This window comes from Cyclobacterium roseum, from assembly GCF_010119225.1.
GTDB lineage: Bacteria > Bacteroidota > Bacteroidia > Cytophagales > Cyclobacteriaceae > Cyclobacterium > Cyclobacterium roseum.
Map to the genome: position 1 here is coordinate 50,213 of NZ_WNKF01000011.1, position 15,141 is coordinate 65,353.

At 44.7% G+C, this 15,141-nt stretch carries 8 protein-coding genes; 7 read left to right on the forward strand and 1 reads right to left on the reverse strand.

The genetic code is table 11. The features are described from left to right. The first annotated feature begins 15 nt into the window (after positions 1 to 15). Positions 16 to 495 (forward strand): hypothetical protein, encoded by a 480-nt coding sequence (locus GJQ68_RS15670; protein WP_162418253.1) that lies wholly within the window; start codon positions 16 to 18, stop codon positions 493 to 495. A gap of 52 nt (positions 496 to 547) precedes the next feature. Here GJQ68_RS15670 and GJQ68_RS15675 read toward each other — a convergent pair whose 3' ends face one another. After that, the gene (locus GJQ68_RS15675) at positions 548 to 1,699 is read right to left on the reverse strand and encodes a PQQ-dependent sugar dehydrogenase (protein WP_162418254.1); all 1,152 of its coding nucleotides are present in this window, start codon (positions 1,697 to 1,699) and stop codon (positions 548 to 550) included. Positions 1,700 to 2,211: 512 nt separating this feature from the next. Between GJQ68_RS15675 and GJQ68_RS15680 the strand changes: the two genes are divergently transcribed. The 6 genes from GJQ68_RS15680 to GJQ68_RS15705 all read left to right on the forward strand — a co-directional run bounded on the left by GJQ68_RS15680 (position 2,212) and on the right by GJQ68_RS15705 (position 15,122). Then, on the forward strand, positions 2,212 to 2,646 hold the full coding sequence (locus GJQ68_RS15680; protein ID WP_162418255.1) for a hypothetical protein: 435 nt from the start codon (positions 2,212 to 2,214) through the stop codon (positions 2,644 to 2,646). 65 nt (positions 2,647 to 2,711) lie between these two features. Next, the gene (locus GJQ68_RS15685; RefSeq protein ID WP_162418256.1) at positions 2,712 to 4,265 is read left to right on the forward strand and encodes an LruC domain-containing protein; all 1,554 of its coding nucleotides are present in this window, start codon (positions 2,712 to 2,714) and stop codon (positions 4,263 to 4,265) included. 265 nt (positions 4,266 to 4,530) lie between these two features. Further along, the gene (locus tag GJQ68_RS15690; protein ID WP_162418257.1) at positions 4,531 to 7,467 is read left to right on the forward strand and encodes an Ig-like domain-containing protein; all 2,937 of its coding nucleotides are present in this window, start codon (positions 4,531 to 4,533) and stop codon (positions 7,465 to 7,467) included. A 37-nt stretch (positions 7,468 to 7,504) separates the two neighbouring features. After that, positions 7,505 to 8,479: a PorP/SprF family type IX secretion system membrane protein gene (locus GJQ68_RS15695; protein WP_162418258.1), complete on the forward strand. Its 975-nt coding sequence runs from the start codon at positions 7,505 to 7,507 to the stop codon at positions 8,477 to 8,479. Positions 8,480 to 8,481: 2 nt separating this feature from the next. Next, a complete protein-coding gene (locus tag GJQ68_RS15700; RefSeq protein ID WP_162418259.1) occupies positions 8,482 to 10,857 on the forward strand; it encodes an OmpA family protein in 2,376 nt (791 codons plus the stop codon). A 1,025-nt stretch (positions 10,858 to 11,882) separates the two neighbouring features. Continuing rightward, positions 11,883 to 15,122, forward strand: a complete 3,240-nt coding sequence (locus tag GJQ68_RS15705) for a SusC/RagA family TonB-linked outer membrane protein (RefSeq protein ID WP_235941602.1) — start codon at positions 11,883 to 11,885, stop codon at positions 15,120 to 15,122. The last annotated feature ends 19 nt before the right edge of the window (positions 15,123 to 15,141 follow it).

Consider the following 15,141-nt stretch of genomic DNA (forward strand, 5'->3'; position numbering starts at 1 on the left):
CTAAATAATAGTTGTATGGTAAAAAAATCAATGATTTTCGTATTTGCTCTAATGATGGGCTTGGGTCTCCTCAACGAGAGCAGGGCTCAGACGTATGCCACAGGGATAGGTTTGAGGGCAGGTGTTAGCAATGGGCTGACAGTAAAACACTTTATTCAAAGCGATGTGGCCTTGGAGGGGATCCTTCATTCACGCTGGAGGGGCTTGGTCCTGACCGGATTATATGAGGTCCATAAAGACATCCGGGAAGTCCGGGGACTTCGTTGGTTTTATGGTGGTGGAGCGCATATTGGAAGCTGGAATAGCGGGAACACGATAAAACGAGATTACGGTGGTACCACTATTGTAGGGATTGATGGAATCATCGGCCTCGATTTTAAGTTTGCCGATGCGCCGATTAATTTATCCCTGGACTATAAACCTGCATTTAATATCATCAATGATGTGGGGTTCTGGGGCGATGAGGTCGCACTTTCCATTCGGTTTACATTTTAGATACGATCTGGCAATAAAAAAACCGCTGAAATTTCTTCAGCGGTTTTTTTATTTATTCCTGTGGAATAAGCTTAATCAGGAAGCCAGTACCCTCGGTGAGGGCATAGATGTATCCGTCCGGAGATTGGGCCACCTGCCTTACACGGCCGATGTCCTGCAGTAGTTTTTCTTCACCTTCGTATTCCGTGCCATTAAGCATTACCCTGGCGATGTGTTGTTTGGCCAGCGCGCCCACGAGGAGATTTCCTTTCCATTCAGGGTACCGGTCTGAGGTGACCATCATGGACCCGCAGGGAGCAATGGAAGGCCGCCAGAAGTGGATAGGCTGTTCCATGCCTGCTTTTACGGTGTCTTCAGTGATGATGCTGTCGTCATAGTCGATTCCGTAGGTTATTTCCGGCCAGCCATAATTATTGCCTTTTTCGATGAGGTTAATTTCATCCCCACCTTTGGGACCGTGTTCGATGCCGTAAACCCGATCATTGGCAGAGTCATAAACCAGGCCCTGGGGGTTTCGGTTTCCATAGGTCCAGATGGAAGGTATGGCATCCGGCTCATCGACAAAGGGATTGTCTGCGGGAATCCGCCCATCGTCATGAATCCGATGGATTTTTCCATGGGAATTTTTCAGCGTTTGGGCATTCTCAGGGTTGGCACCTCTTTCTCCATTACTAAAGTAAAGGTAGTTATCCTTGTCAAAAATAATTCTGCTGCCGAAGTGCCGGCCACCTTCTACCGCTGGTGTGGTTATAATCAGGTCTTCTTGATCCGTTAGGCTGTTTCCGTCCACTTTTGCCCGCATGATAGCAGTGGCTCCGCCTCCCTCAACCGGCTTAGCATAGGAGAAATAGATCCATCCATTGTTTTCGTGATCCGGGTGCGTTTGAATATCCAGTAAACCCGCCTGATTTACTTCATGAACTTCCGGCACACCGGCTAATTTTTCGCCCGTAAATTGGTCATCCTGAAAAACGAGGATTTCTCCTTTTCTTTCCGTAACCAACATCCTACCATCGGCCAGCCAGGTCATTCCCCAGGGATTCTCCAACCCTTCGTACAGGGTATCTACTTTAAAGGTAAGCTGATCGGAAGTCACGGCGAAGGGATCCGGAGCGGATTTTTCCTGAACGCCTGACTCGCAGCCTACACCCAGGCCTACCAATGCCACTCCTAATACTATCTTTGTTAAATCTGTTTTTTTCATCTTACATTTTTCTTTTAAAACCCGAATATACCACATATTTCAGGATTTTTTGATTTCAATCTCGGGTGGAATATGGATTGTTTAGCCGCAGGTTAACTGATTTTTCCGCATTTCGTCAGGAAACTGTTAACAGCGCAGGGACGCAACGTAGGTCTCAATAAACAAGGGAATTACCGATATGGCAAATAGATGCTTATAATCAACAAAATAGGTAGTATAAAAAAATACATATAGAAAAATTTGGTTTTTGTATAATAAAAAAAATTTTGTATTAAAATATCGCAAAATAAATGCATTAGCGCTTTCTGGACAGGACTTTGATTTCTACTTTTATCACTGAAAACCAACTCATAACGAAAATTTAAACCTTTCAAAGGACCCTTTTGTCGCCTGGTATGACGGGTTCATCGAAAAAATCCCAATGAGGATTTATAATTACCGAATTTAGATGCATCGATCAAAAAACAGCAAGAAACATATCGAGTAGGATATAGAAATTTTAAACAACAGAGATGATGAAAAACAGCAGAAACAACTCTAAAATGATGGCGGGAGCCTTGGCGATATTTGCCACATTATTTTTTGCCTCCTGTGTGGATGAGCCCATTGAAGGACCCATTGGTGGTCAGGTGGAAACGATTGAAACCTTGCAAGCTTCCGGCACATTTGACTGGAAAACCAGTGAAAAAATCACCGTCGTAATTGAGGGCCTGGCAATAGACGTGGATGTCATCAGAAAGTTAACTTTGGAAACAGGTGGCGGCGATGAGTTTTTTGCCGGAGCCCAGGCCATGGACGAGGACTTTGAAATGACCTTCGATCTGCCAGCGCATGTAACAGAAGTCACCATGAAGTACGGTGCTATTGAACAAAAGAAAGCGATCAGCCAACACCAGGTGGCGTTTAATTTTGTGGAAGAACGAAGCGAGGAAGATCTGGAACTTTGAGAAGTTTCGGTAACAAAAACAGCAAGAAGGAAACGATTATTTTTAAATTTTTAATAATGATGACCATGAAAAAAGTATTGGTATTCACCTATATAGTGGGAATGATGAGCTTTTCCCTGCAAGCTCAGGAAATTTGGGTGAAAAATGATGCCGAACTGGGTGACCGGGATAGGTATTTTGCTGCCTGCTGGTCCATGGGAGCGATAGCAGTAAGCGATAATGAGCAAACCCTGATATCTGGAGATTACAGTCTTCGAAGCAACCAGGTCACAAATGAGTCAAGAACGGCTACCTGGTTAAAATCGCCATGGATGATGATGGAGGCTGGTAAGATAAGTTTCAATACCCGCTTGGATGGAAATGCCGGTGGAAATAGAAGCATTATCGTCCAGTACATAGCATTTGATCCATCGAATGGGTCTACTGGTGAAGGTGATGTCACTGAGATAGATGAATTTGAGTTTCCTACTCCCATAAACCGCCAAACGGAAGTGCACGAAGTGACTGTTTCTGTACCTGATGCGCTCGAAGGAAAGACGGTTAAAATATACCTTAGCTTGGTTGGTTCCGGTGGAAGTGCCCGAATAGGAATCGATGATCTGGCCATCCCAGGTACCTACGCTGCCGATCCTTCAGAAGGTTGTTTGCCAAAGAGCCAGATAGCTGACAAAGATAATGATGGTATTGCAGATGAAGAAGATGCGTATCCGGAAGATCCCTACCGGGCATTTGATAATTTTTTACCTGCTACCGGGTTCGGTACTCTGATGTTTGAAGACTTATGGCCAGCCAGAGGGGACTATGACTTCAACGACCTGGTTGTGGATTATAGGCTAAACCGGATCACGGATGCTACGGGTGATGTCGTAGAAATCAAAATCGAACTGTCGCCAAGGGCTGCAGGGGCAGGTTTCACCAACGGTTTCGGAATCGAGTTTGCAGGTTTATCACCGAAGAAAGTGATGCAGGTAACCGGAACCAAATCCAGTGCGGAAAGCATTCACAAAATAGACGAAAAAGGATTGGAAATGGACAATGAGTTTGCCACAATCATTCCTTTTGATAAGGTTTCCCTCGTCCTCACCCATCCCGGTGGCGGTGCATTGGGTATCAATACCGATCCGAAATTTAAGCTTCAAATACCGGAGCTGCAGACAATTGTGATCACATTGAAAGAAGAAGGCAAAAGCACCGAAGAGGGGGCGACAAAATTGAATGAGCTGGGACTGGATAATTTCAATCCTTTCCTGGTTGTCAATCAAAAAAGGGGGGTAGAGATTCACTTGCCAGGGATGAAGCCAACCAGGCATGCAGACCAATCCATCTTCGGGACAAAGGAAGATGGAAGCGTTGCCGGACCGGGTAGCTATTACCGCAACAAAGAAAATGGATTGCCCTGGGGAATGAACGTGCCGGTAAGTATTCCTTATATGATTAACAAGGCTCCGATCACCGAAGGGTATGCCCGGTTTTTTGAATGGGTTGTTTCCGGAGGAGAGTCCTACCCGGATTGGTACCTGGACAATGCCGGATTCCGAAACGAAAGATTAATGTTGAACGCAAATATGCACGGAGACACGATCGTCAGGGGTGGAGGATCTAATAGAGTCCCGAGATAGGGAGAGTTTTTCCCACTGACAAAACAGCCCTGAAAGTTTAGTCTTAGATGGGATGCTGCTGATCTGGGGATAGCTCATCAGCAGGAATCTTAGATAGGAACTCGGGTAGTCGAAGGCTACCTGAGTTTTAATTTGCGGGATTGACACGAAAGGATAAAGTGTAAATTTTTTTGGATTTAGTAGGAAATGGCTACTTTAGCAGTACTTTGTTTATGTTTGTTGTTTTTTATGATGGTAGATGGATGGTTTTTAATAGAATGGAATTATGGGAAATTTAATGGTACAGAATATGCCTGCCTCGCATATATTTTTTAAAAGAAGCGGCCTCATTCCGGCACTCATGCTTTTGTTTATGCTTCAGGCAACTACAGCCGTTTTTGCTCAGGTAGTGACGGTCACGGAAAATGAAAATTTTATTCCAATGGAACGGGTCACCTACCTCATAGAAGGGCAGGAGCTTATTCAAACGGAACCTGAGGGAAACCAGAACCCCAGTCCGGAAAATGTGCCGGTGATCGTCAGTGGAATCCAAATAGAAGGGGGCAATACAATTTATGCCACCACCCGAAATCCTTCTGTCGCTAACCCCAATCCAGCTATCGGGAGCAATGAAATCCGACCGGATGCCATACAGATCGTCCGATCGGACAATAGCATTATTTCACACAGAGACCAGGAATTTTTTAGCAACCTGGAAGCGGTCGTTTCAACACCTGACATCCGCTCCTATTGGGATATTAATGCACAGCCTTCCATTCCCAGAGGGGAACCTTTTGTTGACCTGATTTACTCCGATCCGGTAGTTACATCCGGGTTCCTGCTATACACCGAACGGGATGGGAATTCGCCGACCGATTTTATTGCTCTGGGTAGGAATGGAGAACCGATTGAAGGAGCAAATACCATCGAAGTCAGAGGCTACCAATGGAAGACAGGTATCCATCATGTGAGCAATGTGCCGGAGCAATCGCAGGAAATGGTGCTGTTCTCGCCTTCCCTTTTTGAATCGGACCAGCCGATATTTGGTATTCGAATCATTGCAGTAAATGAACCTGACGGCAAATTGATTTTCTTCGTAAACGCTATTTCCGCTACCCCTGACCTGGCCGAGCGCGTAAACAGTGAACTTGGCGGAGAAGCCGTGCTGAATATTTTTGACAATGACGAACTAAATGGAGCAGCTCTTAATCCTATAGATGTCCAATTAACGATTCTGGAGGATTTTCCGGTAGGCACAGCAGTGTTAAATCCCGACGGATCGGTGGATGTACCTCCCAATACCCCTCCGGGGGTTTATACGCTGACCTATGAAATTTCTGCGGGACAGGATTCCGATCAGGCAGAGGTCAGGATTGAAGTAATTGAATACAAGCCGGAGGCTTTTGATGATTCCGTGGAAGTACCGGATAGTTTTGCCAGGGATAGTGTTCTAAATGTGCTGGGTAACGACATGTTGAACGGCTTACCCGCCCTCATTGAAAATGTCAACCTAAGTGAAATAAGTAATGATTCAGGCAGTTTTATCAGCCTTACAGCTGATGGATCTATTGATATTGCGGAGGGAATTTCCGCAGGAGATTACCTCCTGGTTTACCAGATTTGTGATGCAGCAGATCCGGGTAAATGCGATCAGGCAACCGTGGCGGTTACCGTGGCACCAACCCTGCTGACGGCGGTAGATGATGAGTACGGTAATGTAAATCTAAACCGTGGGGGACTGATCGGAAACGTACTGGATAATGACCTCCTGAATGGGGAAGCGGTGCCTGAGGATCGGGTAAGTGTCTCCTTGCTGGATGCAGACGGCTTGTCCGGAGTGACCCTTTCGCCTACCGGGGAATTAGAACTTCCTGTTGGTCTTCCCAATGGTGATTATGAATTGCAGTATGAAATGCAGGAAGACATCAACCCCGGAAACCGGGATCAGGCGTTTATCCGGTTTTCGTTACTGGATATCCAATTGGAGGCAAATGATGATGAATATACCACCAATCAAAACCAGGAAATCAGCTTAGATGTACTGGCAAATGATTTTATTAATACCGGAGAGCTGCAGGTGGAAACACTGGAAATTATCGACGCACCGGTAAACGGGACCTTACAGCCTAACGGAGATGGAACGTTTACCTACACGCCAACGGCTAATTTTTCCGGAAGCGATAGCTTCACGTATGAAATATGCGAAAATACGGACAGGCAATTTTGTGATCAGGCTCTGGTAAGCATTACCGTCAGACCGATATCGCTGGAGGTATCCAAAACGCCTAATCTGACAGATTTACCCATAGGAGGAATGGCCATTTATACCATTACACTTACCAATAATTCGGAATTTGACCTGGAAAATGTGTTGGTGGAAGAAGTCCTACCGGATGGGTTGATGCTGCTTTCCTCCGATCCGGAGCCGACGGAAGGAAGCGAGTGGCTTATTGAAACAATACCTGCTGGCACTGAAGTCCGGATAGTGATCGAAGCGATGGGCGTTGGGCTTGGCCAGCAGGTAAATATTGCGAACATTAGTATGGGGGATTACACTGATTTGGTGCAGGCGGTGCCGGTCACGGTATTGGCCAGACCCGTTGATATCCACATAGAAAAGACCTCTTTCGGTATTGATTTGTATGAAGGAAACGAGTTTGAATACGAGATTCGGGTAAGTAATAACGGTACCGGTCCGGGAGAAAATATATTCCTTGAGGATCAATTGCCAACCGGCTTGGTTTACCTGGGTTTTTCCGGTGATGCGGAAGTGAATGTATCTGGTAGCACGGTAAGCTGGACTATTCCAAGCCTTGCGGCGGGAGAGGAGCAGGTTTTCAGGATTCGGGTTCAGGCGACTCAAACCGGCACCATCACGAATACCATCCGGGTACAGCTTCCTGAAGATCAGGAAAACATTTCTCCGGTTCAGGAGGATAGCGACACCAATCAGGTCAATCCGTTCTTTATTCCAAATGTGATCACACCGGGGAATCCGGATGGTAAAAACGACCGGTTTGAAATCCGAGGAGTCGAGCGCTTTGCCCAAAGCTCCCTGACCGTATTGAATAGAAATGGCGACCATGTATTTGCTTCAGAAGATTACCAAAACGATTGGGCTGCAGCCGGGCTTAATGCCGGGTCCTATTTTTATGTATTGGTGATTACCGATAGTCAGGGGGAAAGCCAAACCTACAAAGGTTGGGTTCAGGTAGTGAAATAGACAAGTTGTGAACAAGGGAGGGTTTAAATTTAATTCGATGAAAAATATTTTTAGCGTTTATGGGTACCTGGCATTGTTGCTGATCTTGACTGTTGGCCAGGCAAACGGGCAGCAGCTGCCCCAATTCAGTCAGTACATGTTTAACGGCCTGCATGTCAATCCAGCTTATGCAGGGTACAAGGGGGAGCATTATATTCAATCCTCCTACCGGAACCAGTGGGCTGATTTGCCGGGAGCACCTACCACTTTCACGGTGACAGCGGACCTGAGTGCCAACGAGGGGCTGATGGGGTTTGGAGCGAGTATTTTATCCGACCAACTCGGACCGGCAAAGACCAATGCGGCTTTGTTGACCTATGCCTACCGGATTCAGACCGGAGAGGCCTCTTTCTTAGGATTTGGTATCAGCGGAGGCGTTTCTGAATATGCCATTGATGGCTCCCTCTTCGACCCGAACGATTTTGACGATTCGGAGATACCGGAGGGTAGAATCAATGTGTTCACTCCGAACCTAAATGCGGGTATCTTTTACCATAATCCCGGATTTTATGCGGGCTTTAGTGCCTACAACCTGATCGGTAAAAACGTCCTGGAAAACGAAGCAGTTGCCTTGGCCTACCATAACGTGCACTATTACCTGACGGCCGGAGGCCTTGTTCCGCTTTCTACTGAGGTACAATTCAAACCCTCCTTTCTGGTCCGGCATGGGGGAAGTGGACCTACTAACATGGATTTAAACGGCATGTTTTTATTTATGGACGGAATTTGGGCAGGAGCCTCCTACCGAACCAATGTAAAATTGGGTCAGGGTGAGTTGCCCACCGGATTGTCTGCCCGAAACGCCGTGGCCCTGATATTGGAATTGTTTGCCACTGAAAATTTGAGAGTAGGTTATGCGTACGATATACAAACGAATGCTCTCAGTGGGTTACGAAATAACTCGCATGAATTTTCAGTCGGGTACTATATTTCCCCAAGAAAAGTGACAATGAACAACCCAAGATGGTTTTAAATATGAAAAAGATTTTTACCTATCTAATACCCGCTATTTTCCTTGGAATGCTAGGCCTGCACGTTCAGGCCCAGCAGGGACTTTTGAGATATGCTGACAAAAAGGCTGCGGAAGAAAATTATTTTGAGGCTGGACAGGGCTATGTCGATGCCTATTCAAAAGCTCCCTCCTTTCAGGCGGCAAAGGGTGCCGCAAGGGCCTATGGCAATTTGAGAGATTACCAAAAAGCCTATGACTGGTGGAAAAACACCGTGGCCTTTCAGGAGGCAGGACAGGAAGAATTGTTGGCATATATTGCGGCTGCAAATCAGGCTGGCCAGCAAGAAGTGGTCTTTGCAGCGCTGGATACAATGGAAACCCGAGAACACGAAGCCATCGCTAACCTGCACCTGGATTCCCTGCAACACTGGTATGCTGTCGGGGGAAATACCGGCGTGAAAAAGTTGGAGGGGATCAATAGTTCAAATACTGAATTTGGATGGGTAAAAGGTGCTCAGGGAAGGGCCTATTTCTCTTCGGATAGAGGGGAAGCAGGAAATCGTGGTAGAAACAGCGTTCGTATTGATAAAAGCTATAAATATTATACCCAATCTTCAGACTGGACCGGTAGAAATTTTTTGAATATCTATTCCGTGGATGAGGAAGGTAAGATAAGTCTCTTTGATCCCCCGTTGCCGGATGTTTTCCATGCGACCGATCCTTTTCCGCTTCAGGAGCAGGAGGTGCTTTTTTACGCCGTGACCCGGGATATACGCCGTCCGCAGAATTACGAAGTACAATCCGAAATCTATTTCAGCCGGCTCGATGAGGCTGGAAACCCCCTTGATTTTGTAGGCTTGTCGGTGAATTCTCCGCTGGAGTATGGTCTAAAGAGTCCTTTTGTAGACGAGGCGCAAAACCGCCTGTATTTTTCTTCCAATATGCCGGGAGGCCAGGGAGGTTACGATCTGTATTATATGGATTACAATGCGGATTTTGAATTCCAGACTCCGGTAAATTTGGGCCCTTTGATCAACGGCCCTGGAAACGAAATCGATCCTTATATACAGGATGGGAAGCTGTATTTCGCATCCGACGGACACGTGGGAATGGGTGGTCTGGATCTTTTTGTTTCGGATTTCAAGGGAGATGAATTTTTGGGAGTAAAAAACCTGGGTTTGCCATTCAATTCTCCCCAGGATGACTTTGGTTTTTTCGAGACCAATGATGATAAAGTACTGATTTCCTCCAATCGTCTCCAGAGCACCGGTTGGGATGATATATTTGAGCTGGAAACGTTGGAATTGGATTTTCTGGCCAGGGTGTTGGCTTGTGATGGCACAGCCGTAGCAGGCCCTATGGAAGTGAAGTTGGCTGAAGGGGAGGATAAAACCAATGTACCTGTGGAGAAGCAGGGGGAAGGATTGTTTCAGGCAAAAATCAGTCCTGAGGAAGATCAGCAGATCCAAATTTCAAAGGCCGGTTATTTTGCCGTTCAGGATAAGACGATTACGAGCAAAGGATTGGAGAGCGGAACCTTGGAGAAAACCTACCAACTGATCAAAATTCCTTACCAAACAGCCGTACATGTAGATTTGGTTTACTATAATCTGGATGAATCCGCCATTAGAAAAGATGCTGAAAGTGCTTTGGACCGGGTAGGGGAATTGTTACGTTCCTATTCATTCCTGAATATTGTGGTTCGTTCCCATACGGATGAGCGAGCCAGCGACGAATACAACGAGAAGTTGAGTGAAAAACGAGCCGATGCGGTGCGGGAGTACCTGGGAAACTATGGAATTGCCGGTTCCAGGATAGAGGCAGAGTGGCTTGGGGAAACGGAATTGACGGAGGATTGCGGAGAGGGAGTTCCTTGCGCAGAGGATCGTCATCAGCTCAATCGAAGGACAGAGTTATTGTTATTGGCCTTTCCGGAAGTGGGTAAATCCTATCAGGTGCCGCTGGAGTTGCAGGAAGTGGATTTATGTGATGTCAGCAATATGCAACTGCCTACCGAATTGCCCACCATTTATTTTGGATTTGATGAGGCGGGCCTTTCGCTGGCAGACAAGATGGCCTTGGAAAGGGTAGCGCTGATGTTACGAAACATGGTACAGCGTCGTCTAGCCATCACTGGGCATACCGATTCCAGAGGCTCGGCATCCTATAACGAGGAGTTGTCCAAAAGGAGGGCACTGGTAGTCAAAAATTACCTGGAAGGGAAAGGAATTGCTTCCGACAGGTTGGTGTATGAGTTTTTCGGAAAGACCAAACCCGTGAACGACTGTGATGAGGTTCCTTGCACCGAAGAGATGCACCGGCAAAACCGAAGGACGGAACTGCAGGTTCCCAGTAGCAGCCTCCCCAATTTGAAAAAAAGTTGGTCCATCGAGAAATAGCATAGTATCTATTGAAATAAAAAAAAGGAGCTGATTCAGCTCCTTTTTTTGTTTCTCGGATTATTGGTTGGGGATTTTTCCAATTACCCATCGAAAACTTTTAATGTATCGGCTGGGAATGCATTGTTTTTTTCGCTTTCCAATCAGTTTACAACTACTCATTTTTAAGTCGGTTTTCAAATATTTCGGCCCTTCCCGATACCTGGGACAAGATCAGGCCTAATACCTCATTCAGGATTCTTCAAAGTGAAATAACGCATATTATTTGGAATACCATTTTAGCCATTGGCCGATAGAAAACTGTCTTAAACGCTCAAAATATTTGAATAGCTTAATTTTAACTTTGATAAGTAAAAAAACCTGATCGACAAAAATTAAACTTTTAAAAATCGGAATAAAATAATATGAAATAAATTTTAACAGAATATAAATCCGTAATTAAGCAAAATAAGGAAAATATACTAAATGTGATTTATATAGTTTAAAAAATAACCTGTTAGTAACAAAAATACATAAATATTAGAAAACTAGGTCTATAATAAAACCTAATAACAGTATAAAAACGATAAAAATGTAATTGTAGGGTAAAAAAACACCTTTAATATCAAAAATATGAAAATAATATAATTAGGAAATTAATAAAATATAACATTTTTTAATTGTATTAATAGCATATTTATAATTTAAAAAAATAATAAAAGCAATAAAATATTTAAATTAAAGTTTAGTATAGAAAAATCATTGATATCTTAGTTTAAAAAAATAATAGATGGTTTATTTTTTTGTTTTCCTTCTTGCCTATATATTTGATCAAGAAGGGTTTAGCAGCTGCCCAAATCTAAAGATTTAATTAGATCCAGACATTACAATCCTACTGTTTTTGTTATCTGATTAACTCACCTTCCTTCTAGCCCAATTTAACCTTACCCGGAATAATCGTTCAAACCTGAACTCAAGATTGCCTATACTAAATCCGGACTAATCCGGAAAATGCAATTTTATTAAACACTAACCACTAACAAATTATGAAAAATTTTACTCACGGAAGGAAACATTCTTCCGTTGGAATTAGACCATTGGGGATGGCTATTCTAATTCTAATTGGATGTTTCGTTTTTAATTCACTCCACGCGCAGGAGAAGACTGTGACTGGAAAAGTAATTGACGAAAATGGAGAGTCGATTCCCGGGGCCAGTGTACTGGTAAAGGGAACGACGAAAGGTGTAGCAACGGATATTAACGGTGAGTTCACCTTGAATTTATCGGAGTCGGAAAATGAATTGGAAGTTTCCTTTATCGGCTACAATCAAAAGGAAGTTAAGGTTAACAACCAAAGCAACATTACCATTTCACTCAGCTCTGAAGAGACCGCTTTGTCCGAAGTGGTGGTAACCGCATTGGGAGTAAAGCGGGATGAACGGGCCTTGGGATATACCGTGCAGCAAGTTGATACACAGGGGCTGGATGAGGCCAAAGAGACCAATATTGTTAACTCACTTACCGGAAAAATCGCTGGAGTTCAAATATCAAATTCCTCGGGAAACATAGGAGGTTCCTCTCGTATTACGATTAGGGGAATTAATTCAATCTCCGGCAATAACCAGCCATTATTTGTAGTGGATGGGACCCCTATAGATAATTCCAACTACAATTCTGACGATCAAGTATCTGGAAATGGTGGTAGGGATTATGGCAATGCGGCTCAGGATATTAATCCAGATGACATTGAGTCAATTTCTGTACTTAAAGGTCCAAGTGCCTCAGCCCTGTATGGATCCAGAGCCTCCAACGGTGTCATTTTGATTACGACCAAAAGCGGTGAGGCAAGGAAAGGAATCGGTGTAAGCATCAATTCATCCACCATGTTTAGCAATGTGTTTTTACTACCAGAAATGCAAAATGAGTACGGGGGTGGTTTTGCGCTTACATTTGATGAAGCCGTGGACCCGCTAGATGGACAAACGTATAAGGTGGTCAATACCAACGCAAATAACAGTTGGGGGCCAAGATTTGATGGTACCTTGGTACGGCACTGGGACAGCATGTACCCAGGAGAACCCAACTATGGTGAAGTTCGTCCATGGGTGGCTACACCCAATAATATTAAAGATTTCTTTGAGACCGGAGTCACTTTATCCAATAATGTGTCTATTAGTGGAGGCAATGACAAAAGCTCTTTTAGGCTATCCTATACCAATTTGGACCAGACGGGGACCATGCCCAATAGTTCTCTCAATAGGAATACCATTGCTGTAAGCGCGAATAGCCAGCTTTCTGATAAGTTTTCAGCCGGGGCGAAAGTCAATTACATTCGAACAGAGGCGTTAGGACGACCTGCCACAGGAGATTGGTCTCCCGAGAGACCTGTGAATGTATTAACCTACTGGTACGCCTGGACACAGCGACAGATTGATCCGGCCAGACTGCGAAACTATAAATCAGACAGGTATTACCATATGACCTGGAATACCCAAGGTTTGGGACGCCATTTGGAACAGAGTTATAACAATAATCCCTACTTTACCCTTTATGAAAGCTACAATAATGACTTGAAGGACAGGGTGTTTGGGAATATAAATATCTCCTATCAGATCCTGCCGGAGCTATCTTTGACGCTTTTTGCCAGAACGGATTTCTACACGGACTCAAGAGAAGACAGGGCATCGATTGGAGGGTATCTTCAAAATGCTTATGAAAAAGATCTTTATCATTTTCGGGAGGATAACTTTGAACTACTTGGTCAGTATAATGGTGACCTTGGCGACGATTTTAGTTTGGGGGTTACCTTTGGTGGAAATATTAGGAAAAACACCTTCAAAAATAACTATACAAGAACCCAAGGGGGCTTGAGCGTGCCTAATTTTTACAATCTGGTGGCATCCCTTCAGCGCCCGGAGATTAGAGACTTTACATCTGAGCGAGAGGTTCAGAGTGTCTATGCAAGCGGTAATATCGGCTACAGGGACTACCTCTTTTTCGAAGCCTCGCTTCGAAATGATTGGTCTTCCACGCTGCCGGTCGATAATAACTCCTATCTGTATCCAGCGGTTTCCAGTAGCTTTGTTTTTTCCAATTTGATGACCGGAGCCGATTTCTTTTCCTTTGGTAAAATGAGGATCGGCTGGGCTCAGGTGGGGAATGATACGGATCCCTATCGTTTGATCAATACCTACGCAAACGGCGACCCCTACGGCAATACCTCCGTATTCACGGTAGATGACGTATTGAAAAACAGTAACCTGAAACCAGAGATCGTTTCGAATATTGAGGCAGGTCTGGATTTAAGGTTTTTGGAAAACAGAATTGGGTTGGACTTTACTCTTTATAAAGTGAATACCTTTAATCAGATTCTGGCCCTTCCTGTTTCATCTACTACCGGATTTAAATCACTGATTGTAAATGCGGGGGAAATGGAGAATAAAGGAATCGAAGTAATGCTTAAGGGTACCCCGGTGGATCGAAGCAGTTTCTCCTGGGATGTAAACCTTAACCTGGCCCGAAACCGGAACATGGTCTTGGAGCTCGCCGAAGGTCAGGATAATTTTGAATTAGGTGGCAGGGACGGTACTAATTCGGTCAATGCAACGGTGGGACAACCCTATGGAACAATCATCACGCCTAACGTAATTTATCATGAAGAAACCGGGAAGCCAATCGTAGGAAGCAATGGATTTTACTTACGAAATCCAGGAGAGGTGGTAGGGAACATCATGCCGGACGTTACGGGTGGTTTTTCCAATACATTTACCTATCGGGGGATTAGCCTTAGTGCGCTGATAGATTTTCAGTCCGGTGGCGATTTTTGGTCCGAAACCGTTCAAAATGGTATTGCAAACGGCCAGTTTATCGAATCTGTGGGGGATAATGACAGAGGTGTTCCCATGAGAAACCCCGTTTCAGAGGGAGGAGGAATAAAAGCCGATGCTGTTTTCGAAAACGGAGAACCCAATACCGTATACCTGGAGGCCCAAAATTATTTAAAGCAGCAGTACAGTCTGGACGGGTTAAATGTCTACGATGCCTCCTATGTCAAATTACGTGAAGTGAGATTAGGGTACAGTTTACCAAGCAGGATGCTGAACAATATGTTTATTACCGCCCTTAGACTTTCCGTTTTTTCCCGAAACGTAGCATTATTACATAGCAATGTGCCTCATATTGACCCCTCAGAGATAGCCTATGGGTCGAGTAATATGCAAGGTCTAGAGGGAGCATCTTTACCTGCTCCCAGGGTGATTGGTTTTAATATCAACATAAAGCTATAATATTTTTGCGCGATGCAGT